This is a genomic window from Streptomyces sp. NPDC017448 (genome assembly GCF_044330565.1).
Classification (GTDB): domain Bacteria; phylum Actinomycetota; class Actinomycetes; order Streptomycetales; family Streptomycetaceae; genus Streptomyces.
Genome location: NZ_JBIRLM010000004.1, coordinates 335556 through 360503 on the forward strand (window position 1 = coordinate 335556; position 24948 = coordinate 360503).

Below are 24948 nucleotides of genomic sequence, written 5' to 3' on the forward strand. Positions count from 1 at the left end.
GGCCGGGACGGAGCACGTAGGCTGCGGCCCATGCTGAAAGTGGGCCTGACCGGTGGCATCGGCGCCGGCAAGAGCGAAGTGTCGCGACTGCTCGTCGAGCACGGTGCCGTGCTGATCGACTCCGACCGGATCTCCCGCGAGGTCGTCGAGCCCGGGACGCCCGGACTCGCCGCCGTCGTCGAGGAGTTCGGGCCGGGCGTCCTGACCCCCGAAGGCGCCCTGGACCGGCCGGCGCTCGGCGCGCTCGTCTTCGCCGACGCCGAGCGGCGGGCCGCGCTGAACGCGATCGTCCACCCCCTGGTCGGCGCCCGCGCGGCCGAGCTGGAACGGGCGGCTCCCGAGGACGCCGTCGTCGTCCACGACGTGCCGCTCCTCACCGAGAACGGGCTCGCCCCCTTCTACGACCTCGTCGTGGTCGTCGACGCCTCCGCCGAGACCCAGCTCGACCGGCTCGTACGGCTGCGCGGAATGACGGAGTCCGACGCCCGCGCCAGGATGGCCGCCCAGGCGACCCGCGAGGAGCGTCGCGCCGTCGCCGACCTGCTCGTGGACAACGACGGGTCGCACGAGGCGCTGGTGTCCCGGGTCGACGCGGTCTGGGACGAACTGGTCCGCAGGGCGGCCGCCGCCCGCTGAGTCCGGCCACGGAACGGCTCGCCCCGTGGCCGGACCGGGAATACCGGAGGAGGTCCGGGCGTTGACAGCGCGCGAGGGCCCGCGTGCGGCGAGGACGTGTGCGCGAAGGGTGCGTACGCGGTCGGCGCGGGGTGCGGACACGGATGCCGTCGGACGCGCAGGCGAAGACGTGCAAGGTTCGCGAGGACCAGGAGAGGGAAGGACGCGATCGTGCCCGAGAGGAACCCGGAGACCGACGTCATCGACTTCCGCGCGGCCGAGCGTCTGCTCGACGCCCGGGACCCCCGGGGCGCCGTCAAGCTCCTCGACTCGGTGATCGCCGCGCACCCGGAGAACACCGCCGCCCGGCTGCTGCGGGCCCGCGCCTTCTTCGCCGCCGCCCAACTCCGCCCTGCGGAGCTGGAGTTCGAGCTGGTGCTGGAGCGCGAGCCGGACAACGCGTTCGCCCACTTCGCGCTGGCCCGCACCTTCGAACGGTCCGGCAACCCGGAGCGGGCGACCCGGCACTTCCGTCTGGCGGCGGCGCTGGACCCGAAGCCGGAGTACCTGCGCGCCGCGAACTTCGACGAGCGGCCCTGATCGGACCGCCCTCCCGTGCCGGACCGCCCTCCCGTGCGGGCGGCCCCCGTGCGGGCGCTCCCTCGGGGCCGTTCCCGGCCGGTCAGCCGGGGGGCCTGGGCGGCCGGCCGCCGCGGTCCGGCTCGTACGGCGGGACGTCGCGGCCCGGCTGGTAGCGCGCGCCCTGGCGCATCCGGTACATGACCAGGCAGAGGTCCACCACCGCGAGCAGCAGCACCGCGCCGCAGACCGCGGCCCATCCCGGTCGTCCGTTCAGCGCGAAGGCCACCAGGCCGAAGAGGGCCCAGGCCGTCCCCCACAGGCTCAGCCAGAGCCGCATCCGCAGCGGGCTGCGGGCGGTCGTGGGCTCATTTCCGGTACGCATGGCGATCACCTCACTTCCCAGCATGGACCCGCCCGGCGGCGGACGCGGGACGGAACGGCGCCCGGGGCCGGGTCCGCTGCGCTGCGAACGGCCGCGACGACGCGGTGTGACGGACGGAGGGGGAACGGGCGGCCAGTGGGGGGGGAACCGTGCCCGCCGGCGGTGCGTTCCTTCCCCATGAGCCGATCACTGGTACGCGAGGGGTACGCGGGGACCGGTCCCGGAGCCATCACTCCGGACGGGTGCGCGGTCGAGCTGTACCGCCGGCTGGCCGTGGGCGACGAGCCGGACGTGATCGCGGGCGTGGCCCCGGCCGGGGCCGACCTGCTCGAACTGGGCTGCGGCGCGGGCCGGGTGACGCATCCGCTGGTGGAGCGCGGTTTCCGGGTGACGGCGGTGGACGAGTCGCCGGAGATGCTGGAGCAGATCACCGGGGCGCGCACGGTGCGGAGCCCCATCGAGTCGCTGGACCTGGGCGACGAGCGGTTCGACGTGGTGCTGCTCGGCTCCTTCCTGGTCCACGCCGGGGAGCACCGCGTGCGCGACGGGATGCTGCGCGTCTGCCGCACCCATGTACGGGACGACGGGATCGTCCTCGTCCAGCGCGAAGGGGTGGCGCACCGCTCGGCGCTGCCGTGGGAGCGGACCGACGCGTCGGGCTGCCTGATCCGGATCGTCTCCGCCGACCCGGTGGGCGACGGCGTGCGCTCGGTGCGCGCGGAATACCGTTTCGACGACGCGCGGTGGACGCAGACCTTCCTCTCGCGCGAGCTGTCCGACGAGGAGCTGGCCGGGCATCTCGCGGCGGCCGGGCTCGCGGTGGAGCGCACGCTCACCGACGACGGCACCTGGCTGCTCGCGCGCCCCGTCCTCTGACGGGCGACGGCGCCCGGCCGCCCCCGGGCCCGGGCCCCGCCGGGGCCGCTCCCCGGGCTCCGGCCGTCGTCGGCGCTCCCCGGCCCGCCGCGTGTCAGTGCACGAAGCTGTAGCTGCGCCACGGGCCGCTGCCCGGCGCGGTCACATCGCCGGCCCGGGTCGGCACGTACGTCGTCCCGTCCCCCGTGCAGTCACGGGTGGGGTAGAGGATCACGTCGACCAGCGTCCCGTTCTCCACCTCGTGGGCCCCGGCCGGGGTGATCCGGTGGCAGCCGCGTACCGAGGGGCTGTTCACCTGCACCACCGCTTCGTGCTCCGTCGTGTACGTCACCGGCCCCACGGCGGTGCGGCCGAGTCCGGAGCAGCCGGTGGCGGCGAGGGCGAGGAGCGAGACCCCGGCGGCGACGCCGATCCGGCGTCGGCGGCGGGGAGCGGTAGCGGTCACGGACATGGGCGGGTCCTCGTCTGCTCGTCCGGTGCTCGTCCGGCGAATCGGTACGTCGGGAAGACGTGCTGGCGCTGGCCACCCTGCCCGCCCGGGGCGGGACCGGCATCCCGTGCGCGGCCGACCGGGCGAGCCGGGGCGCGGCGGAGAGCCCTCCCCGCCGTCACCGAGCGTGGCCGGGCCCTCGGCGGGGACGGGCCGGTTGCTGCCCGCTCTCCTCCGTCGCTGACCTGGGGCGATGAGGGGGGAGTCCACGGTGTCAGACCTCCCGCCTAGACTCGCGGCATCAGCACATTCCGTGCTGGAGACGACCGGGGAACGACCTGGGAGCGGGCGGAAGGGGGGCGGAGATGACGGCACGGCCCCATGAGGGCGTGGCGGAGGGTGGCGAGGGCGTGTCCCGGACCGCCGACGCCGCCCGTCTGCTGCGCCGCGCGGCGGTCTTCCTGCCCGGCGCGGTGCCCCGGGACGGACGGGTCGCCTTCTGGAACCCGGAAGCGGAGGACGCCGAGCCGTGGCCGGACGAGGGGGCGCGGACAGCGGCCGGGACGCCCATCGGGCCCGCCGACGCCACGGCGCGCCTCGACCCCGTTCCGTACACCCCCGGCCGGCTCACGGTCGTCCGGCCGGATCCGGCGGCGGGCCCCGGGGGTGTGCGCGCCGCCGAGTCGGCCGTGGCGCTGCTGACCGTGGAGGCGGCGCTGCCCCTGCTCGTACGGGCCCCGGGCCAGGCGGCCGCCCACCCCGCCACCCGCTGCTGGGGCGCGGCCGCGCAGCACGCCCTGCACCTCGTCGCCCGCGGCAGGCTCCTGCCCGGACTCACCGCGGACGGCCACGACGCCTGGCGGGCGGGCCCGAGGGAGGCCGAGGACGTCGCGCGGCTGCGGGCGGTCGCCGCCGCCCTGCCGCCCGAGGGGCACGCGGTCCCGGTCCCCGGGGCCGGCCCGCCCCGGCTGCCCGACCCCGAGGCGCTCGTCGGGGCGTTCCTGGACGCGGTCGCGGACACGCTGCCGCGTACGCCCGCCGCCGCGTTCGCGATGGGCGCCCCGTTCGCCGCCCGTGAGGCCCAGCACCTGCCGCACGCCGCCGCCTGGGCCGTCGAAGTGGCCTCGGGGCTGGACGCGGGCGTGCGCGTCTCGCTGCGCCTGGACCTCTCCGCGTACGAGCTGTTCGACACCGGCGACGCCCACGCGTCCACCGACGCCGGCGAGGACGCGGGGGCCCGCCGTGCCGCGGCGGCCGTCGTGCAGGTCCACAGCCTCGCCGACCCGACCTACGTGGTGGACGCGGCGGCCCTGTGGGGCGGCGTCGCGGGCGAGCCGTTCGGGCCGCGCGCCCAGGTCGACGCGGTGCTGGCGATCCGCCGCGCCGCCCGCCTCTGGGCCCCGCTGGAACGGCTCCTGGGGCAGCCGGTCCCCGACGTTCTCGCGCTCACCGAGGACGAGCTGTACGAGCTGCTGAGCGACGCCGGATCCCGGCTGGCCGCCGCCGGGGTCGCGGTGCACTGGCCGCGCGAGCTGGCCCGGTCGCTCACCGCCACCGCCGTGGTGCGGCCCGCGCCCGGGTCGGCCACCGACGGCACGTCCTTCTTCGACGCCGAGCACCTCTTCGCCTTCGACTGGCAGCTCTCCCTGGGGGAGGAGCGGCTGACCGAGGCCGAGATGGACGCTCTGGCCGAGGCGCACCGCCCGGTGGTGCGCCTCCGCGACCAGTGGGTGGTCGTCGACCCCGCCCTCGTGCGCAAGGCGCGCAAGCGGGAGCTGGGGCTGCTGGACCCGGTGGAGGCGCTGGCCGTCGCCCTCACCGGCAGCGCCGAGGTGGACGGCGAGCGGGTGGACGCCGTCCCCGCCGGGGCGCTGGCCGCCCTCCGCACGCGCATCCTCGACCAGGACACGGCCGTCGAACCGCCGCCCGGCCTCGACGCGACCCTGCGCGACTACCAGCTGCGCGGTCTGGCCTGGCTGGACCGGATGACCTCGCTCGGGCTCGGCGGCTGCCTCGCCGACGACATGGGCCTCGGCAAGACGATCACCCTCATCGCCCTCCACCTGCGCCGGGCGCATCCCTCGCCGACCCTGGTGGTCTGCCCCGCCTCCCTCCTCGGCAACTGGCACCGCGAGATCAACCGCTTCGCCCCCGGCGTCCCGGTGCGCCGCTTCCACGGCACGGACCGGACCCTGAGCGACCCGGACGGCGGCTTCGTCCTCACCACCTACGGCACCATGCGCTCCAGCGCCGCCGAGCTGGCCCGGCAGAGCTGGGGCCTGGTCGTCGCGGACGAGGCGCAGCACGTCAAGAACCCGCACTCCTCCACGGCCAAGGCGCTGCGGACCATCCCCGCCCCGGCCCGGGTCGCCCTCACCGGCACCCCCGTCGAGAACAACCTCTCCGAGCTGTGGGCGCTCCTCGACTGGACCACCCCGGGGCTGCTCGGCCCGCTCAAGGCGTTCCGCGCCCGGCACGCCCGGATCGTGGAGAACACGGGCACCGCCGCCGGCCTCGGCAACGAGGAGGCCGTGGAGCGGTTGTCCCGGCTGGTGCGCCCCTTCCTCCTGCGGCGCCGGAAGTCCGACCCGGGCATCGCGCCCGAGCTGCCGCCCAAGACCGAGACCGACCACCCCGTCTCCCTCACCCGTGAGCAGGCCACGCTCTACGAGGCGGCCGTCCGCGAGACGATGGGGCGGATCGAGGCGGCGGAGGGCATCGCCCGCCGGGGCCTGGTCATGAAGCTGCTGACCTCGCTCAAGCAGATCTGCAACCACCCCGCGCAGTATCTGAAGGAGGAGCCCACCCGCCTCGTCGGCCGCTCCGGCAAGCTGGCCCTCCTGGACGAACTGCTCGACACGATCCTGGCCGAGGACGGTTCGGTCCTGATCTTCACCCAGTACGTGTCGATGGCGCGGCTCCTCTCGGCGCACCTGGCCTCCCGTGCGATCCCCTCCCAGCTCCTGCACGGTGGTACGCCGGTGGCCGAGCGGGAGCGGATGGTGGACCGCTTCCAGTCCGCCGAGGTCCCCGTCTTCCTGCTCTCCCTCAAGGCGGCCGGCACCGGGCTGAACCTCACCCGCGCCGCCCACGTCGTCCATTTCGACCGCTGGTGGAACCCCGCCGTCGAGGAGCAGGCCACCGACCGGGCCTACCGCATCGGCCAGACCCAGCCCGTCCAGGTCCACCGGATCATCGCCGAAGGCACGGTGGAGGACCGGATCGGTGAGCTGCTGGAGTCCAAGCGGGCCCTGGCGGACGCGGTGCTGGGCGCCGGGGAGAGCGCCCTGACCGAGCTGAGCGACCGCGACCTCGCGGACCTCGTGGCCCTGCGGAGGCCCGCGTGAGCCCCCGCCCGACCAGCGGCCCGGCCGCTCGCAGGTCCGCGCCCCGCGCGAGGATCGGCCCGGACGATCTGCGGCGCACCTTCGAGGCGGTGCCCGCCCGCACCTCCGCCGAGGGCGAGCCCTTCGCGGACAGCTGGTGGGGCCGGGCCTGGCTGGAGGCCCTGGAGTCCCTGTCGATGGACGAGGCCCGCCTCGCCCGGGGCCGTGCGTACGCCGACGACGGGCAGGTCGCGGCGATCACCGTCACCCCCGGCCGGGTCGTCGCCTACGTGCACGGCAGCCGGGCCCGCCCCTACCGTGCCGAACTGCGGCTGCGCACCTTCGCCGACCCCGGCTGGGAGGCCCTGCTCGACGCGGTCGCCGCACGCCCCGGCCACCTGTCGGCGCTGCTGGCCAAGGAGATGCCGCACTCCCTCGCCCGTACGGCCGAGGAGGCCGGGGTCCGGCTGCTGCCCGCCGCCGACGACCTCGACCCCAGCTGCACCTGCCCCGACCACGGGCGGCCCTGCAAGCACGTCGCCGCCCTCTGCTTCCAGACGGCCCTGCTGCTCGACAGCGACCCGTTCGTCCTGCTGCTGATGCGGGGGCGGGGCGAGCGCGAGCTGCTGGACGAGCTGGGGCGACGCAACGCCGAGCACTCCGCCCGTGAGCGCCCCGCCGCCCCGGAGGTCCCGTCGGTCGACGCGCGGGACGCCTTCGCCGTCCGCTTTCTGCCCCCGCTCCCCGCACCCCTGCCCGTGCCGCCGCACCCCGGCCAGCCGCCGTCGTACCCGGACCTGCCCGGGGCCCGGGATCCGCTGGGCCTGGACCACCTCGCCGCCGACGCCGCCGCCCGCGCGCACGCCCTGCTGGCCACCGGGCGCGATCCGCTGGCGGGGCTCACCGCGTGGCAGGACGCCGTCCGCCTCGCCGCGTCCCGCCCGACCGCCGGGCTCACCGCCACCACCCGCGCCCTCTACCGGGAGCTGGCGTACGCCACCGGCCGCACCACCACCGACCTGGCCCGCGCGGTCGCCGCCTGGCGGCAGGGCGAGGCGGAGGGCCTGGCGGTCCTGGAGACGCCCTGGGATCCGCCGGCCGGCCCCTTCGACCGGGCCAGGCCCGCGCTCGCCGCCGCCGGCCACCCACGCTTCACGCCCCGGTGCAACCACCTGACCCACCCGGCCGGTTCGCTCCAGCTCCGGTTCGGCCGGGACATGCGCTGGTACGGCTACGAGTCCGACCCCGGCGCCGAGGACTGGTGGCCGCGCGCCGCACCGGGCGCCGACCCGGTGACCGTCCTGGAGGCCCTGCTGGCCGGTGACTCCGTCCCGGAGGCCGCCGGGGACGACGACCCCCACTACGTGCGGTAAAACCCTTGGCCGTCGGGAAGTTGATCCTGTTAGCGTCCTCGACGTGGCGAAACTCAATCAGATCATCGCAGTGGAGAAGGGCGTCAAGACCAAGGCGCACCAGGAGCTGACGGCAGCGCACCACGGTCTCCAGAAGGCCGCGCTGCTGGCCGGGATCTCCCGTACCTACCAGCCCAAGGACGAGGAGGGCGAGCAGCTTCCGCCCGAGTCGACGCTGGTCCAGGTCAAGGCGGAGGACGTGCTGCGGCAGACCGCGGCCACGCTGACCCGCCTCTTCGATGTGACCGCCACCAAGGACTGGGCGAACTGCGCGGCCCGCGCCGATGTGACGGTGGACGGCCGGGTGCTGGTGAGCCAGGTGCCGGTGTCCTACCTGCTCTTCCTGGAGAAGCAGTTGACCGACCTCAACACCTTCGTCCGCAAGCTGCCGGTGCTGGACGCGGCCGAGGCGTGGGTGCAGGACCCGTCGACCGACTCCTGGAAGACCGAGCCGGTCCGTACGCTCCGTACCAGGAAGGTGCCCCGCAACCACGTGAAGGCGGAGGCCACCGAGAAGCACCCGGCGCAGGTCGAGGTGTACTACGAGGACGTCCCGGTCGGGTACTGGACGACCGTGAAGTTCTCCGGGGCGCTGCCCGCGCGGCGCGTCAACGAACTGCTGGACCGGATCGAGAAGCTCCAGCAGGCCGTGAAGTTCGCCCGCGAGGAGGCCAACGGCGCGGAGGTCACCGACCAGCGGGTGGGTGATGCGGTGTTCGGTTACCTCTTCGGGTGACCGACCATGGATTCCCCGGCCGCCTTCTGCGGGGGCCGGGGTGCGCGAGGAGCGCAAGCTGAAACTGAGGCTTGTCGTGAAGGCGCGGTTCCCGTGGAGGTTCGAATCCTCCCTCCGGCACGGGCCGGGGTAGCCCAAGTCAGGCAGAGGCAGACCGCCGTCAATCTCAGACTCTTGCTCCAGACTCAGCATGCGCCGCCGATCGCCGGATCGAACGGGCTCGGGCCCGCGCGCGTCGAGATGCCGGTTCAAGTCCGGCCCGCAGAGCTCCGATCTGCGGTGGTCCAAAGGCAGGACGCGACGACATCATGACTGACCCGAACCCTTAAACGTGCCGGCGTGCGAGATGGGCGGCAACCACAGGGCCCGGAGGCCGGCTACGCCTCCGGGCCCGCTCCCGTCTCCGGGGCGGGCCCGCGTGCCGGGCGGGACGGGCTGCCGGCCCCGTGCCGGGGTGGGGACGGGCTACTGGCGGTATCCGCTCAGGAAGCGGCCGATGCGGCTGATCGCCGCGTCGAGGTCGTCGGCGTACGGGAGGGTCAGGATGCGGAAGTGGTCCGGGCGCGGCCAGCTGAAGCCGGTGCCCTGGACCACCTGGATCTTCTCCCGCAGCAGCAGGTCCAGCACGAACTTCTCGTCGTCGACGATGGGGTGCACCTTCGGGTCGATGCGCGGGAAGGCGTACAGGGCGCCCTTCGGCTTGACGCAGGAGACGCCGGGGATCTCGTTCAGCCGCTCCCAGGCCCGGTCGCGCTGCTCGTGCAGCCTGCCGCCCGGCGCGACCAGCTCCCGGATGGACTGCCGGCCCCCGAGCGCGGCCTGAATGGCGTACTGCGCCGGGGCGTTGGGGCACAGCCGCATGGAGGCCAGCATGGTCAGCCCCTCCAGGTAGTCGCGGGCGTGCTGCCGGGGACCGGACACCACCAGCCAGCCGGACCGGAAGCCCGCCACCCGGTACGTCTTCGACAGCCCGCTGAAGGTGAGGCAGACCAGGTCCGGGGCGAGGACCGCCGCGCTGTGGTGCTCGGCCCCGTCGTACAGGATCTGGTCGTAGATCTCGTCCGCGAACACCATCAGCCCGTGGCGCCTGGCCAGATCGAGGATGCCCTCCAGGATCTCGCGGGGATAGACCGCGCCGGTGGGGTTGTTCGGGTTGATGATCACGACGGCCCTGGTCCGATCGGTGATCTTGGCGGCCATGTCGGCGAGGTCCGGGTTCCAGTCGGACTCCTCGTCGCAGACGTAGTGCACCGCCTTGCCGCCCGCGAGCGTGGTCACCGCCGTCCACAACGGGAAGTCCGGGGCCGGGATCAGCACCTCGTCGCCGTCCTCCAGCAACGCCTGCACGGCCATGGAGATCAGCTCGGAGACCCCGTTGCCGAGGAACACGTCGTCCACGCCGACCTCGGTCAGCCCCATCGCCTGGTAGCGCTGGACCACCGCCCGCCGGGCCGACAGGACGCCGCGCGAGTCGGTGTAGCCGTGCGCCTGCGGCAGCATCCGGATCATGTCCTGGACGATCTCCTCGGGCGCCTCGAAACCGAAGAGCGCGGGGTTGCCCGTGTTGAGCCTCAGCACGCTGTGACCCGCCTCCTCCAGGGCGTTGGCGTGCTCGATGACCGGGCCCCGGATCTCGTAGCAGACCTCGTTGAGCTTGCTGGACTGCCGGAACTCCATGCGCTGCCTCCCGAGCCGAATGTGCGGTACTTGGTTTTACCAAGCTTGAGCTTGGAAAGTCCAACAACATGTCTAGACTGCGTCGCATGCCACGTCAGCAGCAGCCGCCAGCACGCCCCGCCCGCCGCCGGAGCTACGACCAGTTCTGCGCCGCCGCCCGCGCCCTCGACTCCGTGGGCGACCGGTGGACGCTGCTGATCGTCCGTGAACTGCTGGGCGGACCCCGCAGGTACACCGACCTGCACGCCGATCTGCCCGGCGTCAGCACGGACGTCCTGGCCTCCCGGCTCAAGGACCTGGAGCAGGGCGGACTGGCCGTGCGCCGCAAGCTGCCGCCCCCGTCGGGCGCGTCGGTCTACGAGCTGACCGGGCGCGGCCACGGCCTGCTGCCCGTCCTCACCGCCCTCGCCGCGTGGGGCGCCCCCGCCCTCGACGAGCGCCGCCCCACCGACGCGGTGCGCGCCCACTGGTTCGCCCTGCCCCTGCTCGGCGCCCTCGCCGGACTCACCCGGCAGGGCGTCCTGGAGGTCCGGCTCGACGAGGGCGAGTTCCACCTCCGGGTGGGCGGGGGAGAGGAGGCCGCGTCCCCGGGGGCGGAGGCGCCCGGAACGGTGTACGGGTACGGCCCCGCCGACCGCCCCGACGCCCGGATCGCCCTGGACACGGAGGTCTGCCGGGAGCTGGCACAGGGCACGAGGACCTTCGCCGAGGCGGTGAAGGACGGGCGCGTGGAGGTGGCCGGGGAGGGCCCGCTCGCCGCGGAACTGCGCGGGGAGTGACCCGCCGCTCCTGCCTGCCGGGCCGTCCGGGGACTGAGCCGGGGGCTCCCGGACCGGGCGCCCGCGCGCCGGTGCGGCGATGATGGTGGCGTGCGACTCGAAGCGATCACCTGGGAACGGCTGGCCCGCCAACTGGCCCGGTACGGCGACGGGCTGTCCGCCGCCGACGGCGGGACCCGGCTCGCGTTCGGCGTCGACGGCGCGCCGGCCGCCCGCACCGGTGGGACGGCCGAACGCCTGGCGGAGGAGATGCGGCTGCTCGGCCGCTCGGTCCTCGTGGTCTCCACCGAGGGGTTCCTGCGCCCGGCGAGCCTGCGCTACGAGTACGGGAAGCGGGATCCGGACGCGTACCTCGACGGCTGGTACGACACCGGGGCGCTGTGGCGCGAGGTGTTCGGGCCGCTGGAGGCGGGCGGCTCCGGGCGGGTCCTGCCCGACCTGTGGGATCCCGCGACGGACCGGGCCACCCGCACCCCGTACCGGGAGGTGCCCGAGGGCGGGGTCGTGATCGTGCACGGCCCGTTCCTGCTGGGGCACTGGTTCCCGTTCGCGCTCACCGTCCATCTGCGGCTGTCCCCGGGCGCGTTGCGACGGCGCACACCGGAGTCGGACCACTGGACCCTGCCCGCCTTCGCCCGGTACGAGGACGAGACCGCGCCCACGGAGCGTGCGGACGTGGTGGTGCGCGCGGACGACCCGTCGCACCCGGCCTGGTCGGGGCTGCCCGGAGGGGGGTGAACCCGGCGTCCCGGCCGCCGGGCCGCCGGCCTCCCTCAGCGGGCCGCTGGCCTCCCTCAGCGGGCCGCCCGTCTCCCTCAGCGGGCCGCCGGGGGCGGACGGCCGCCGACCGTGGCGACGGCCGCCGCCCCCGCCCGGCACCCCTCGGCCGCCGCCGCCAGGTCGTCCGCACCGGCCAGCAGGGCCGCGAGGAACCCGCCGGTGAACGCGTCGCCCGCCCCCGTGGAGTCGACCGGCTCCCGCACGCGCGGGGCGGGAACGCGGCAGACGACCTCGCCCCCGGCCGCCACCACGGCCCCGCCCGCGCCCAGGGTGACCACGACCCGCGGGAACCGTCGGCTCAACTCGGCCGCCGCGTCCGCCGGTTCGGGCGTCCCGGTGAGCAGCCGCGCCTCGTCCGCGTTCGGCAGGAGCAGTTCCGCCCCCTCCGCGTACTCCAGGAACCGCTGCGGGCCCAGCTCGCCGAGGAACCCGGCCGACGCCGGGTCCACGCTCACCGCGACACCCCGTTCCGCGGCGGTCCGCAGGGCGAGCAGCGCCGCGCCCCTGCTCACGGGGGCGAACAGCAGGTAGCCCGAGAGGTGCAACCGCCCGACGCCGTCCAGCATCGAGGGGGTGAAGTCCTCGGCGGCGAGCCGCAGCGCCGCCCCGCCGTCGGTCAGGAACGTGCGCTCGGCGCCCGCGTCGACCAGGGCGATGACGGTCGCCGTCACCGCCTCCCGGTCCACGGCGAGGGACGCCCGCACCCCCGCCCGCTCCAGCGCCTCCCGGTGCCAGGCGGCGGATTCCGCCCCCGCCCGGGCGAGCAGCCGGACCTCCGCACAGCCCGAACGCACGGCCCAGCAGGCGACGTTGGCCCCCGCGCCGCCCGGCAGCGTGCGGATGAGGGCCTTCGTGTCCGTACCGTGCGCGAGGGGGGACGCCGGCCGCGCCACGACGTCCGTCACCACCTCCCCCACCACCAGCAGCCCACCGCGAGCCGCTGATCGGGGCGGCGGTCCTCCGCGGTGCCCCACGGCCCGGTCCGGCGGCGGCCCGCTGCCCGCCGCCGGCCGGGGCTCCGGGCGTCCGCCGTCCGCCGTCGGCCGGGTCACCGCCGTTCCGCCGCCGCCACCGCGATCCGCGCCGCGAGCGTCACGTTCCCCCGCACGGCCGCGAGGTTCGCCTCCAGCGACGCGCCTTCGGTCCGCCGCGCCAGCTGGTCCAGCAGGAACGGCGTGACGCCCTGCCCCGAGACGGACCGCTCCCGGCACGCGGCCAGCGCCTCCGCCAGCACCCGGTCGTGCAGCGCCGGGTCCAACTGCTCAGCCTCCGGCACCGGGTTGGCGACGATCAGCGCGGCGTCCGGCCCGCCCAGCGCCTCCTTCGCCCGCATGATCTCCACCACCTCCTCGGGGCTGTGCGCCGTCCAGTCGACGGGTTCGCCGGAACTGCTCAGGTAGAAGCCGGGGAAGTGCCCGGTGCCGTACCCGACGACGCCGACCCCGAGGGTCTCCAGGCGCTGGAGGGTCGCCGGGACGTCGAGGATCGACTTCACCCCCGCGCAGACCACGGTGATGCCGGTGCGGGCGAGGAGCCGCAGATCGGCCGACTCGTCCTGGTCCACGGCCCATTCCCGGTGCACGCCGCCGAGGCCGCCCGTGGCGAAGACACCGATGCCCGCCCGCGCCGCCAGGAACGCCGTCGCGGACACCGTCGTCGCCCCGCTCGCCCCGGAGGCCAGTGCCGGTGCGAGATCGCGGTGCCCCAGCTTGCGTACCGTCGGGTCGCCGGCGACCCGCTCCAACTGGTCCGTGCCCAGACCGACATGGGCCCGCCCGTCCAGTACGGCCACGGTGGCGGGGGCGGCGCCGGCGGACCGGACGAGCCCTTCCAGCTCCAGCGCCACGGACAGGTTGCGGGGGCGCGGCAGACCGTGCGCGATGATCGTCGACTCCAGTGCCACGACGGGCAGCCCCGCGCTCAGAGCGGCGCGCACCTCCGCCGAGAGCACCGGCTCGTAGGGTTCGGGTGAGTTCTGAGGCATGCCCCATCCCTGTCGCGGACGGAGGGGGTGCAAACCACGGGCGGACGCCTTGCGGCGGGTCCTGGTCGCGGGGTGGCCGGAAGTGGTCGCTAAGGTGACCGGCCATGACGCCATACGACCAGGCCCCCGCCTCCTTCGCCGTGCACATCGCGGATGCCGAACTCGTTCCGGAACCGCTCGATCCGTCGCAGATCGTCTCGGGCGATCCCGTGGTGACCGGCAAGGTGCTGGGGGAATCGCCCGACGGCAAGCAGATCCGGGGCATCTGGCAGATCACGCCCGGCGTGGTCACCGACACCGAGGCGAACGAGCTGTTCGTGGTCGTGAGCGGACGGGCGACCGTCGCGGTCGAGGGCGGGGCGACGCTGGAGATCGGCCCGGGGGACGCCTGCGTCCTGCGCGAGGGCGACCGGACGACCTGGACCGTGCACGAGACGCTGCGCAAGGCGTACCACATCAGCCTCTGAGGGCTCTGATGCGGCTGACTACTGGCGCCTGACGGCTGACCACTGGCGACTGCCCACTGGCGGCTGACGGCGTGCGGTTCGGGCGGTGCGCGGTGCGGGGGCTTCGCCGGGGAGCGGGGACCGGGGCGGCGGGCGCGGCCGGGGCCGGGTGAGGGGACGCGGGCCGGTGGCGCGTCGGCCGCGTCCGGCCGCGCGTCAGCCGATGGCCGCGTCCGGCCGCCGCAGGCTCCGGCGCAAGGTGAGCGCGGCGACCGGCAGGAGCAGGGCGGCGCCGATCGCGTTGAGGGGGCCGTACCCCCACTGGGCGACGATCACCCCGGCCGTCGCTCCGCCGATGCCCGCCGCCGCGTTCATGGTCAGGTCCGACAGCCCCTGCACCGCCGCCTGGGCGGACCGGGGCACGGCGTCGGTGAGCAGCGCCGAACCGGCGATCATGCCCGCCGACCAGCCGAGTCCCAGGACGAACAGGCCCGCGGCGGTCTGCCCGTGCCGGGGCCCGGCGGTACCGGCGAGGAGCGCCGCGCAGCTCAGCAGTCCTACGGCCAGCCCGATCACGGCCAGTCGGCCGAACCGGTCGGCCAGCCACCCCATCACCGGCGAGAACGCGTACATGCCCGCGATGTGCCCGCTGATGACCAGGCCGATCAACTGGAGGCCGGCTCCGTGCCGGCCGAGGTCGACCGGGGTCATGACCATGATCGACACCATGGCGGTGTGCGACACGGCGACCGTCACCAGGGCGAGGCGCGCCATCGGCGACTCCCTGACCGCCGCGACCCCCGCGGCCAGGGAGCGCTTCGGCGGATCCGACGGCCCCTCCTGGGCCAGGGCGCGGGCGGTGAGCAGCGGGTCCGGGCGCATCGCCAGCGCCACGACGAGCGCGGCGACGAGGAACACGGCGCCCGAGCACAGATACGGTCCCGCGGCCTCCGGCACCGGCGTGCCGCGGAACAGCCGACTGGCCGGGGCCGAGATGTTGGGGCCCAGCACCGAGCCGATCGTGGTGGCCCAGACGACGGTGGAGATCGCCCGTCCCCGCCGCTCCGGCCCCACCAGATCGGCTGCCGCGAAGCGGGCCTGGAGACCGGCCAGCGACCCCGCGCCGAACGCGGCCATGCCCAGCAGCAGCAGCGGGAAGCTGGGCAGCATCGTGGCGAGGACCACCAGCCCCCCGCCGAGCGCGCCGATCAGATAGGCGAGGACCAGGCCGGCCCGGCGGCCCCGGGAGGTCATCAGCGCGGCCAGCGGCAGCGAGAGCAGGGCGGTGCCGACCACGGACGCGGTCGGCGCAAGCCCGGACAGCGCCTCCGATCCGCTCACCTCGGCGGCCAGCATCGGGGCCAGGGCGATGCCGATGGCGACGCCGAGGCCGCCGAGTATCTGGCTGACGACGAGCACGGCCGAGGTCCGGCGCTGGAGAGCGGGCAGCCCGGCGGCGGTGGCCGGGGGGAGGGGAAGGGGTCGCGTCACCGGCGCAGTGTGCCACCACTCGACCACCGCCGTTCACCCGGCCGGGTGAACAAATGCCCGCGAGGCCGACTTTCAGCACCCCCTCCGCAGGGCCGGGCGCCTACGACGCGGCTCTACGCCCGACCCGGACGCAAGGAAACGTACCGAATTGCTTATAAATGCGCCGAAAAAAAAGGGAAGCATTCTGAAATCCCATGAACCCCGGGAACCCGATGAATCCCGGGAACCCGATGAACTCCGGGAACCCCATGACCCCCGGGAAACGGTCCGAGGAAGCCGTCCGGGGCTTCCCGCCGCGCGCGCCCCTCAGCCGTCCCCGCAGCGGGGAACGGCTCAGAACAGCGGCTGCGGCAGGACCCCCTCCAGCGCCAGCAGCTGCCGCTTGGTCTCCAGCCCGCCGCCGAACCCGCCGAGGCCCCCGCCGCTCTCCACGACCCGGTGGCAGGGCACCACCACCGGCAGCGGATTGGCCCCCATGGCCGCGCCCACCGCCTGCGCCCCCTCCGGCCGGCCGACCCGGGCGGCCAGCTCCCCGTACCCGACGACCGTTCCGTAGGGCACCCCGGACGCCAGCTCGCGGAGCACCTCGCGGTGGAACCCGCTGGTCAACGACCAGTCCAGGGCGAGGTCGAAGTCCCGCCGGCCGCCCGCGAAGTACGCCGCGAACTCGCGTACGGGCTCCATGAGCCGCGCCGAACCGGGGGCCTCCACCGGCTCCGTGCCGAACCGGGTCCGCAACCGGTCGAGGACCGCGGCGCGTACGGCGGGGTGGGCGTGGAAGGACACGTTCACCAGCCCGGCCCCGGTCGCCGCGAGCAGCAGCGGACCGATCACGCTGTCCACGACGGCCCACTCGACGGTCGGACCCCCGCCGGTCCCGTAGCTGTTCATGCCGCCACCGTACGACCCGCCACCGACAGCAGCGGGCCGTACGCCGGCCGACCGCGACGGCCCCGCCGTTCAGCTCGTCGCGTCGCGCACCACGTCGGGGAAGTTGGTGATGATCCCGTCGACGCCCAGGTCCCGGGCGCGCACCGCGTCCGCCGCCTTGTTGACCGTCCACGTGTTCACCCGCAGCCGCTTGCCGTGCGCGCCCTTGAGCCGCTGCACGGCTGCCACGTAGTCGGCGTCGATCGTCGCGTACGAGGGGTTGATCTGATCGGTGAACGCGGCGTACGAGGGCAGGTCGGCCACCGCCGGGGTGCCCAGGAAGCCGGTCGTGACGTCCGGGCGCAGGCTGTGGACCTTCTTGATGCTGTCCGCGCCGAAGCTCTGGACGACCAGCCGGCTCCGGACGTGGGAGCGGTCCAGCCACCCCGTACGGCCCAGCGTCTGGATGATGTCGCTTTCGATGCCCGGGTAGGTCGCCGGGCTCTTGATCTCCAGCAGGAGCTTCTGCCGATTGCGCTCCAGACGGTGCAGGAACTGGGTGAGCGTCGGGATCCGCGCCCCGGTGAACTGCGTGCCGAACCAGCTGCCCGCGTCGAGTTTCGCCAGCTCCGCCGCGGTGAAGTCCTTGACCGCCCAGGGAGCCCGGTCGGGGAAGACCTGCTCCACGTCGGTCGTGCGCTTCAGGCCGGTGTCGTGCAGCACGACGAGCACGCCGTCGCGGGTGCGGTGGACGTCGTTCTCGACCCAGTCGATGCCGAGCGCTTCGGCGGCGTCGACGGCGGCGAGGGTGTTCTCCGGCGCGTAACCGGACGCTCCCCGGTGGGCCACGACGACCGGGTCCGCCCGCTGCGCGGAGAGCTGGGCCGGCGCCTGGGGCCGGTCGGCGGGGAGCAGCAGGGCGCCGGCGCCGAACAGGGCGGCGGCCGTGGCGGAGGCGGTTGCGGTGCGGACGAACACGGGGACTCCTCACGTCGGGAGTGTGCGGACACGCAGAGAGTGACAGCGGCCCGCCAACACCCGGCGGGGCGGTGGTGGCCGCGACATGAACGGAACCTTCGGTCCCGGGGGACCACCGTGGAGCCCGGCACGGAGGCGTACCGGTAAAGTGGGGGGTTCTTTGTCTGTCTGCCGGGACTCGCCCCTTGGGGATCCTCCTCGACCCCGGGCTTTCTCGAAGGGCGCACGCGCATGCAAGGAACGGTCGACGGATTCACCTACGGCCTGGTGACCCCGGTCGCGGCGTTCCTCATGGCCGCCCTGGGAGCCGCCCTCGGGCTCCGCTGCACCACCCGGTCCCTCCGTACGACACGTAGCTGCCGGGCCGGATGGCTGGCGTTGGGCTCGCTGTCCATCGGTTCCGGCGTCTGGACCATGCACTTCGTGGCGATGACGGGCTTCACCGTGCGGGAGGCCCCGATCTCCTACGACAAGCCCCTCACCTTCGCCGGCCTGGCCCTGGCCGTGGTGATGATCGGCATCGGCATCTTCATTGTCGGGTACCGGGGCGCGACCCGCATGGCGTTGATCACCGGGGGCACCATCACGGGCCTCGGCATCGCCTCGATGCACTACCTCGGCATGGCGGGCATGCGCATGGCCGCCCGCCTCGCTTACGACACCCCGCTCGTCGCCCTGTCGGTGCTGATCGCCGGGTGCGCCGCCACGGGCGCGCTGTGGGCGGCCGTCACCCTCCGGGGGGCCCTCTCCGGCCTCGGCGCGAGCATCCTGATGGCCGTCGCGGTGACCGGGATGCACTACACCGGGATGGCCGCACTCGACGTGCACCTCCACCTGCCGCCGACCCTGCCGTCCGACCTGGCCGACGTCCTGCCCGGCGACCGGCCGGTCGAGATGATCGGCCCGATGCTGGTCGGCCCCGGCTGCTTCCTGCTCCTGGCGGCCGTGGCGCTCCTGTTCGACCCCGGGGCCGTGACGGGCGGACCGAGCGGCCCGGGCCCGCGGACGGGCCGGTACCCGGACCCTGTCCCGGCCCCCTCGGAAGGACGCCGCCCGGCGCGCCGCCCGGCCCCCGGGGCGTGGAAGGCCGTACGGAGCCCTGCCCGGGAGAAGGCGGGGCGCGCCCTCCGGGAGGAGACCGGCGGCCCCCGCTACCGCTGATCCGAGGCCGTTGTCAGTGGCGCGCCGTACGGTGGTTGCATGCGGCCCGTTTCCAAGATCGAACGTTCGGTGCGGCCTTTCGAGGTCGTCAGTCCCTACCAGCCCAGCGGCGACCAGCCCGCGGCCATCGCCGACCTGGAGCGGCGCATCCGCGCGGGCGAGAAGGACGTCGTCCTGCTCGGCGCGACCGGCACCGGCAAGTCGGCGACCACCGCCTGGATGATCGAGAAGCTGCAGCGCCCCACCCTGGTGATGGCGCCGAACAAGACCCTCGCCGCCCAGCTCGCCAACGAGTTCCGCGAGCTCCTTCCGAACAACGCGGTGGAGTATTTCGTCTCGTACTACGACTACTACCAGCCCGAGGCGTACGTCCCGCAGTCGGACACCTACATCGAGAAGGACTCCTCCATCAACGAGGAGGTCGAGCGGCTGCGCCACTCCGCGACGAACTCCCTGCTCACCCGGCGCGACGTCGTCGTGGTCGCCTCCGTCTCCTGCATCTACGGCCTCGGCACGCCCCAGGAGTACGTGGACCGCATGGTCCGGCTCGACGTCGGCGAGGAGATCGACCGGGACCGGCTGCTGCGCCGCTTCGTCGAGATGCAGTACACCCGCAACGACCTGGCGTTCACCCGCGGCACCTTCCGGGTCCGCGGCGACACCATCGAGATCTTCCCGGTCTACGAGGAGCTCGCCGTCCGCATCGAGATGTTCGGCGACGAGATCGAGGCCCTGTCCACGCTCCACCCGCTGACGGGAGAGATCATCAGCGAGGACCCCATGGTCCACGTCTTCCCCGCCAGCCACTACGTCGCCGGTCCCGAACGCCTGGAGAAGGCCGTCGGCGGCATCGAACGGGAGCTGGAGCAGCGTCTGGCCGAGCTGGAGAAGCAGGGCAAGATGCTGGAGGCCCAGCGGCTGCGCATGCGCACCACGTACGACATCGAGATGCTCCGCCAGATCGGCACCTGCTCCGGCGTGGAGAACTATTCGATGCACTTCGACGACCGCGCCCCCGGCACCGCGCCCAACACCCTCCTCGACTACTTCCCGGACGACTTCATGCTCGTCCTGGACGAGTCCCACGTCACGGTCCCGCAGATCGGCGCCATGTACGAGGGGGACGCCTCCCGCAAGCGGACCCTCGTCGACCACGGCTTCCGGCTGCCGTCCGCCATGGACAACCGGCCGCTGAAGTGGGAGGAGTTCCTGAAGCGGATCGACCAGACGGTGTACCTCTCCGCCACCCCGGGGAAGTACGAGCTCTCGCGCGGCGACGGGTTCGTCGAGCAGATCATCCGCCCCACGGGCCTCGTCGACCCCGAGGTCGTGGTCAAGCCCACCGAGGGCCAGATCGACGACCTGGTCCACGAGATCCGCAAGCGCACCGAGCGGGACGAGAGGGTCCTGGTCACCACGCTCACCAAGAAGATGGCGGAGGACCTCACCGACTACTTCCTGGAACTCGGCATCCAGGTCCGCTACCTGCACAGCGACGTCGACACCCTGCGCCGCATCGAGCTCCTGCGCGAGCTGCGGTCCGGCGAGTACGACGTGCTCGTCGGCATCAACCTCCTGCGCGAGGGCCTGGACCTTCCCGAGGTGTCCCTCGTGGCCATCCTCGACGCGGACAAGCAGGGCTTCCTGCGCTCCGGCACCTCGCTCATCCAGACCATCGGCCGCGCCGCCCGCAACGTCTCCGGCCAGGTCCACATGTACGCGGACAAGGTCACCCCGGCCATGGAGCAGGCGATCGACGAGACGAACCGCCGCCGCGAGAAGCAGATCGCCTACAACACCGAGCGGGGCATCGACCCGCAGCCGCTGCGCAAGAAGATCAACGACATCGTCGCGACCATCGCCCGCGAGGAGATCGACACCGAGCAACTGCTCGGCACCGGCTACCGGCAGGGCAAGGAGGCCGAGGCCAAGGCCCCGGTTCCCGCTCTCGGCGGCAAGGCCGCCAAGGGCGCGGCGAAGGGCAGGGCGGCCAAGACCGGCGAGGTGCGCGGCGACCGGCCCGCGACCGAGCTGGCCGGGATCATCGAGGAGATGACCGACCGGATGCGGGCCGCCGCCGCCGACCTGCAGTTCGAGGTGGCCGCCCGGCTCCGCGACGAGGTCGGTGAACTGAAGAAGGAACTGCGTCAGATGAAGGAAGCGGGCCTGGCCTGATCCGGTCCGGTCCGGTCCGCAGGGGCCGTCCACCGGCGCCGCGCCGCTCCCGGCGCCGGTGGGCGGCCCCGCTTCCGCCCCGCCCGGAACACATGCCGGATGTGTTGCAAGACCGACACGAAAACAGACCGAACCTGCTGCCGCCCGGGGTGGAATGCGTAGGGTTCGGGAAACCGCACACGGATGGTTGCGGGGCAACGCCGAGAGGGGACAGCGCGTGACGGTCAACATGACCAAGGGTCAGGCCATCAGCCTGCAGAAGAGCGACGGGGGAACCCTGACCGCGGTGCGGATGGGGCTCGGCTGGCAGGCGGCTCCGCGCCGCGGCCTGTTCGGTTCGCGCACCCGTGAGATCGACCTGGACGCCTCGGCGGTGCTCTTCGCCGACAAGCAGCCGGTCGACGTCGTCTTCTTCCGGCATCTCGTCAGCGACGACGGCTCGGTCAAGCACACCGGCGACAACCTGGTCGGCGGTGCGGGCTCCGGCGGCGACGACGAGGCGATCCTCGTCGACCTCCAGCGCGTGCCGGTCCACATCGACCAGATCGTCTTCACGGTGAACTCCTTCACCGGGCAGACGTTCCAGGAGGTGCGACACGCCTTCTGCCGCATCGTCGACGAGACCAACGGCCAGGAGCTCGCCCGGTACACGCTCGACGGCGGCGGCCAGTACACCGCCCAGATCATGGCGAAGGTGCACCGCGCGGGCAGCGGCTGGCAGATGACGGCCCTCGGGAACCCGGCCAACGGCCGCACCTTCCAGGACCTGATGCCGTCGATCCTGCCGCACCTGTAGGTCCCGGCGCCGGGACGGACGGGCGGGCCGGTTCCCGGGGGCACGGCCCCCGGGGCCGCCCGCGCACGGCACAGCACCAGCACGGCACCGCGGCCACCCGCGCGGGCCATCGTCGAGGGGGACAGCGCAATGACGGCCGAACTGGTCCGGGGGCAGAACCACCCCCTGCCCCGGACCCGTCTGGAGATCCGGGTATCGGCCGGCACGCCCGTCGTGGCCGGGGCCACCCTCGGCGACGCGCGGGGCACGGTGGGCGGCGCCGAGCGGATCGCCCACCCCGGCTCACCCCACCTCCCCGGCCTCGAAGCCTCCCGGCAGGCGGCGGCCGACCACCGGCTCGCCGTCGACCTGGAGGCCCTGCCCGCGGACGTCCACCGCGTCACCGTGCTCCTCGCACTGCCCGCGGTGGCGGGGGGCCCGACGCGGTTCGGCGCCGTCCCCGCCCCCTTCGTCGCCGTCACCGGCCTCGACGGCGAGGAGATCGCCACCTTCACGCTCACCGGCCTGGACGCCGAGTCCGCCGTCAGCGCCCTGGAGCTCTACCGCCGCCAGGACGTCTGGAAGGTCCGCGCGGTGGGGCAGGGGTATGCCGGCGGGCTCGCGGAGATGCTCGCCGACCAGGGCGTGAGCGACGCCGCAGGGCTGGCCGGCTCCATCCAGGAAGCCGTGGTCCGGGGCCTGGCCCGCTCCGTGGCCCCGCCGCCCCGGACCACGGACGGCGACCGCGTACGGCACACGGCCGCCCCGGCCCCGGAGGTCCCCGGCCCCCTCCCCGCCGCCCCGGCCGCCCCGGCCCCGGAGGCCCCCGAGCCGCCGACCGCCACCACGGCCCAGCCGCACACCCCGCCGCCGCGCACCGCGCCGGGGCAGGACGGCCCGGGGTCCGCCACCGGCGGCCCCATCACCTACGCGCACCCGCGACGGCAGCCCGCCGCGCCCCCGCCGCCCGCCCCCACCGCGCCGCCCGCCCCGCCCGGGCAGCCCGCCCAGCCGGTCGCGGGCGACGCCGGCGGCTGGTCGATGGACGAGCGCCTCTACAACCAGGTCTGGGGCATGTTCGAGGACCTGGCCCGTGCCGTCGCCGCCTACCGCAGCGCCGTGGACTTCGCCGAGTCCCGGATGGACCAGGAGCTCGACCGCGCCCTGTCCGACCCCCGCAACCGGATCGGCGGCGCCGGCGACCGCGCCCGCGAACAGGCCCGTGCCAACCGTGACGAGCTGGCCTCACGGGCCCGGGAGGCCCTCGACCGCGACCTGGCCCAGCTGGCCGCCGAGGCGGCCGTCGTCGAGCCCGCGCTCCCGGCCGCGTACGCCGGGTGGGGCAACCCCGTCTGGCACGCCCACCGCGTGCCCATGGAGATACCGATGGCCCTGCGTATCGGCGATCTCCACCTTCCCGAGCGCACCGACCTGCGCATCCCCCTGCTGGTCCGGCTGCCGCTGGAGCGCGGGATCTGGGTGGACAGCGGCCGGACGGCGTCCGAGGCGGCGGCGTCGGTGGACGCCGCCCGCCTGCGCCGGCTCGCCATGGAGGCCGCCGTAGCCCACGCGGCGCGGCTGCTGGCGGTCCACCCCGCCGGGGAGTTCTCGGTGCACGTCATCGACCCGGCGGGTTCGGCGGCCGGTCCGCTGGCGCCGCTGGTCGAGGCGGGCGTCCTCGCCGGCCCGCCCGCCTCCGGGGCCCGGGGGGTGGCCGAGGTGCTCGCCCGTCTCACCCGGCGGGTGGACCTGGTGCAGATGGCGGTGCGGGCCCGCGCGGCCGACTCGCTCCCGCCCGACCTGGACACCGGCGAGCAGCTCCTGGTGGTCAACGACTTCCCGCACGGCTTCGACGACCGGGCCGTCACCCAGCTCCGCTACCTCGCGGACGAGGGCCCCTCGGTCGGCGTGCACCTCATGATGGTCGCGGACCGGGAGGAGGCGAGCGCGTACGGGCCGGTGCTCGACCCGCTGTGGCGGTCGCTGCTGAGGATCACCCCGGTCGCCGACAGCCACCTCGCCGATCCCTGGGTCGGGCACGCCTGGACCTACGAACCCCCGGCGGTCCCGCCGGGCAGCCGTGTCCTGGAAGAGGTCCTAGCGGCGGTCGCGGCCGCCCGCCGAGCCGCTGGGCGCTGACGCACCACCAACCCTCACCTGCGGTTTTGGTGAGCTCTTTACTCTTTTCTTTACCAACCCTTGGTGATGCCTGTACTCTTCGACGAACGGAGGGGAGTACTCCTTACGCGACGTCCCGTCAATACGGCCCGTTATTCGGTCCCGGGGCGCCGGTCCCCGTACACATCGTGTGCGGGGGTGGAAGAGACCTCCGGCAGCGACGACGCTGATCAAGTAGCCGTAGCGAACTGCCGGAGGCGCAGTGGACGTTTCATGGACCGTATGGGCCCTGACCATCTTTGGTCTGTCGGCCCTCATCGCCGTCGACTTCTTCATCGGGCGCAAGCCCCATGACGTGTCGACCAAGGAAGCCGGGATCTGGACGGTCGTCTGGATCGCTCTGGCCATCCTCTTCGGACTCGGCCTCATGGTGTTCGGCGAGAGCAAGGCGTCCGGCGAGTTCTTCGCCGGGTTCATCACCGAGAAGTCGCTGAGCGTCGACAACCTCTTCGTCTTCGTGCTGATCATGGCGAAGTTCTCGGTACCCTCCCACCTCCAGCAGCGGGTGCTGCTGATCGGTGTGCTGATCGCCCTGGTGCTCCGCGCGATCTTCATCGCCGCCGGCGCCGCCGTGATCGCGAACTTCTCGTGGGTGTTCTACATCTTCGGCGCGTTCCTGATCTACACCGCCTGGAAGCTCATCCAGGAGGCGCGGGCCGACGAGGAGGACGAGGAGTTCGAGGAGAACCGCCTCCTGAAGTCGATCGAGCACCGCTTCGGCGTCGCCGACCGGTACCACGGCACCAAGCTCTTCATCCGCGAGAACGGCAAGCGCGTCCTGACCCCGCTGATGGTGGTCATGCTCGCCATCGGGATGACCGACGTGCTGTTCGCGCTGGACTCGATCCCGGCGATCTTCGGTCTGACCCAGGACCCGTACATCGTCTTCACGGCCAACGCGTTCGCGCTGATGGGCCTGCGCCAGCTGTACTTCCTCATCGGCGGTCTGCTGAAGAAGCTGGTCCACCTCAGCTACGGCCTGTCGGTGATCCTCGGCTTCATCGGCGTCAAGCTGGTGCTGCACGCCCTGCACGAGTCCGGGGTGCACGTGCCCGAGATCTCCATCCCGTTCTCGCTCGCCGTCATCTGCGGTGTCCTGGTGATCACCACGATCACCAGCCTCATCGCCAGCAAGAAGCAGGCGGCGGCGGAGGCGGAGGAGGGCCGGAAGGCGGAGACCGCCGGTCCGGCCGACGAGGAGAGCAAGACCCTCAGCTGACCCGGGGCCGCCCCGGGCGGCACAGGGACGCACCGGCAGCGGCCGGGGCGGTGACGGCGAAGCCGTTCCCGCCCCG

Annotated in this window: 22 protein-coding genes; 14 read left to right on the plus strand and 8 right to left on the minus strand. The window is 73.9% G+C overall.

All coding sequences use genetic code 11. The features are described from left to right. The first annotated feature begins 30 nt into the window (after positions 1 to 30). Positions 31 to 636 (plus strand): dephospho-CoA kinase, encoded by a 606-nt coding sequence (gene coaE / locus ACH4K1_RS10475; protein ID WP_398088338.1) that lies wholly within the window; start codon positions 31 to 33, stop codon positions 634 to 636. 210 nt (positions 637 to 846) lie between these two features. Continuing rightward, positions 847 to 1215 carry a tetratricopeptide repeat protein gene (locus ACH4K1_RS10480; protein WP_398088340.1) on the plus strand — a complete coding sequence of 123 codons (369 nt, stop codon included), beginning with the start codon at positions 847 to 849 and terminating at the stop codon, positions 1213 to 1215. Between the two features lie 82 nt (positions 1216 to 1297). Here ACH4K1_RS10480 and ACH4K1_RS10485 read toward each other — a convergent pair whose 3' ends face one another. After that, entirely contained in the window at positions 1298 to 1603 is a 306-nt protein-coding gene (locus tag ACH4K1_RS10485; protein ID WP_398088342.1) for a DUF6343 family protein, read from the minus strand. A 153-nt stretch (positions 1604 to 1756) separates the two neighbouring features. Here ACH4K1_RS10485 and ACH4K1_RS10490 point away from each other — a divergent pair, with 153 nt between their 5' ends. Continuing rightward, a complete protein-coding gene (locus ACH4K1_RS10490; RefSeq protein ID WP_398088344.1) occupies positions 1757 to 2455 on the plus strand; it encodes a class I SAM-dependent methyltransferase in 699 nt (232 codons plus the stop codon). A gap of 94 nt (positions 2456 to 2549) precedes the next feature. Here the strand turns inward: ACH4K1_RS10490 and ACH4K1_RS10495 are convergent, their stop codons facing one another. Then, positions 2550 to 2906 (minus strand): hypothetical protein, encoded by a 357-nt coding sequence (locus tag ACH4K1_RS10495; protein ID WP_398088346.1) that lies wholly within the window; start codon positions 2904 to 2906, stop codon positions 2550 to 2552. A 344-nt stretch (positions 2907 to 3250) separates the two neighbouring features. Between ACH4K1_RS10495 and ACH4K1_RS10500 the strand changes: the two genes are divergently transcribed. Genes ACH4K1_RS10500 through ACH4K1_RS10510 form a run of 3 tightly spaced genes read left to right on the plus strand, consistent with a single transcriptional unit; the run spans position 3251 to position 8359 of the window. Further along, a complete protein-coding gene (locus ACH4K1_RS10500) occupies positions 3251 to 6232 on the plus strand; it encodes an SNF2-related protein (protein ID WP_398088348.1) in 2982 nt (993 codons plus the stop codon). After that, positions 6229 to 7584: an SWIM zinc finger family protein gene (locus tag ACH4K1_RS10505; RefSeq protein WP_398088350.1), complete on the plus strand. Its 1356-nt coding sequence runs from the start codon at positions 6229 to 6231 to the stop codon at positions 7582 to 7584. Before ACH4K1_RS10500 ends, ACH4K1_RS10505 begins: the two co-directional genes overlap by 4 nt. A 43-nt stretch (positions 7585 to 7627) precedes the next feature. Then, the gene (locus ACH4K1_RS10510) at positions 7628 to 8359 is read left to right on the plus strand and encodes a hypothetical protein (protein WP_398088352.1); all 732 of its coding nucleotides are present in this window, start codon (positions 7628 to 7630) and stop codon (positions 8357 to 8359) included. 465 nt (positions 8360 to 8824) lie between these two features. Here the strand turns inward: ACH4K1_RS10510 and ACH4K1_RS10515 are convergent, their stop codons facing one another. After that, positions 8825 to 10036, minus strand: coding sequence for a pyridoxal phosphate-dependent aminotransferase (locus ACH4K1_RS10515; protein ID WP_398088354.1), 1212 nt, complete (start codon positions 10034 to 10036; stop codon positions 8825 to 8827). Between the two features lie 86 nt (positions 10037 to 10122). Here ACH4K1_RS10515 and ACH4K1_RS10520 point away from each other — a divergent pair, with 86 nt between their 5' ends. Together ACH4K1_RS10520 and ACH4K1_RS10525 are read left to right on the plus strand one after the other, a co-directional pair. After that, on the plus strand, positions 10123 to 10815 hold the full coding sequence (locus tag ACH4K1_RS10520) for a winged helix-turn-helix transcriptional regulator (RefSeq protein WP_398088355.1): 693 nt from the start codon (positions 10123 to 10125) through the stop codon (positions 10813 to 10815). 90 nt (positions 10816 to 10905) lie between these two features. Next, positions 10906 to 11553, plus strand: coding sequence for a uridine kinase (locus ACH4K1_RS10525; protein WP_398088357.1), 648 nt, complete (start codon positions 10906 to 10908; stop codon positions 11551 to 11553). 77 nt (positions 11554 to 11630) lie between these two features. On the opposite strand, the gene ACH4K1_RS10530 is transcribed toward ACH4K1_RS10525, so the two are convergent. Beyond that, positions 11631 to 12569, minus strand: a complete 939-nt coding sequence (locus ACH4K1_RS10530) for a carbohydrate kinase family protein (RefSeq protein ID WP_398088415.1) — start codon at positions 12567 to 12569, stop codon at positions 11631 to 11633. Positions 12570 to 12643: 74 nt separating this feature from the next. Next, positions 12644 to 13579, minus strand: a complete 936-nt coding sequence (locus tag ACH4K1_RS10535) for a pseudouridine-5'-phosphate glycosidase (RefSeq protein ID WP_398088359.1) — start codon at positions 13577 to 13579, stop codon at positions 12644 to 12646. A 104-nt stretch (positions 13580 to 13683) separates the two neighbouring features. Here ACH4K1_RS10535 and ACH4K1_RS10540 point away from each other — a divergent pair, with 104 nt between their 5' ends. Beyond that, a complete protein-coding gene (locus tag ACH4K1_RS10540) occupies positions 13684 to 14046 on the plus strand; it encodes a cupin domain-containing protein (RefSeq protein ID WP_398088360.1) in 363 nt (120 codons plus the stop codon). Between the two features lie 195 nt (positions 14047 to 14241). Here the strand turns inward: ACH4K1_RS10540 and ACH4K1_RS10545 are convergent, their stop codons facing one another. The 3 genes from ACH4K1_RS10545 to ACH4K1_RS10555 form a co-directional block, all read right to left on the minus strand. Continuing rightward, positions 14242 to 15516, minus strand: a complete 1275-nt coding sequence (locus ACH4K1_RS10545; protein WP_398088361.1) for an MFS transporter — start codon at positions 15514 to 15516, stop codon at positions 14242 to 14244. Between the two features lie 333 nt (positions 15517 to 15849). Beyond that, on the minus strand, positions 15850 to 16407 hold the full coding sequence (locus tag ACH4K1_RS10550) for a methylated-DNA--[protein]-cysteine S-methyltransferase (protein WP_398088363.1): 558 nt from the start codon (positions 16405 to 16407) through the stop codon (positions 15850 to 15852). Positions 16408 to 16476: 69 nt separating this feature from the next. Beyond that, positions 16477 to 17364, minus strand: coding sequence for a glycerophosphodiester phosphodiesterase (locus ACH4K1_RS10555; protein WP_398088365.1), 888 nt, complete (start codon positions 17362 to 17364; stop codon positions 16477 to 16479). A gap of 231 nt (positions 17365 to 17595) precedes the next feature. Between ACH4K1_RS10555 and ACH4K1_RS10560 the strand changes: the two genes are divergently transcribed. The 5 genes from ACH4K1_RS10560 (at position 17596) to ACH4K1_RS10580 (ending at position 24872) form a co-directional block, all read left to right on the plus strand. Further along, positions 17596 to 18525: an MHYT domain-containing protein gene (locus ACH4K1_RS10560; RefSeq protein ID WP_398088366.1), complete on the plus strand. Its 930-nt coding sequence runs from the start codon at positions 17596 to 17598 to the stop codon at positions 18523 to 18525. A 39-nt stretch (positions 18526 to 18564) separates the two neighbouring features. Continuing rightward, positions 18565 to 20700, plus strand: coding sequence for an excinuclease ABC subunit UvrB (uvrB, locus tag ACH4K1_RS10565; protein ID WP_398088368.1), 2136 nt, complete (start codon positions 18565 to 18567; stop codon positions 20698 to 20700). Between the two features lie 217 nt (positions 20701 to 20917). Beyond that, complete coding sequence (locus ACH4K1_RS10570; RefSeq protein WP_015607863.1) at positions 20918 to 21496, plus strand: TerD family protein; 579 nt, start codon at positions 20918 to 20920, stop codon at positions 21494 to 21496. A 129-nt stretch (positions 21497 to 21625) separates the two neighbouring features. Further along, entirely contained in the window at positions 21626 to 23614 is a 1989-nt protein-coding gene (locus tag ACH4K1_RS10575) for a TerD family protein (RefSeq protein ID WP_398088370.1), read from the plus strand. A 241-nt stretch (positions 23615 to 23855) separates the two neighbouring features. Next, positions 23856 to 24872: a TerC family protein gene (locus ACH4K1_RS10580; protein WP_398088372.1), complete on the plus strand. Its 1017-nt coding sequence runs from the start codon at positions 23856 to 23858 to the stop codon at positions 24870 to 24872. The last annotated feature ends 76 nt before the right edge of the window (positions 24873 to 24948 follow it).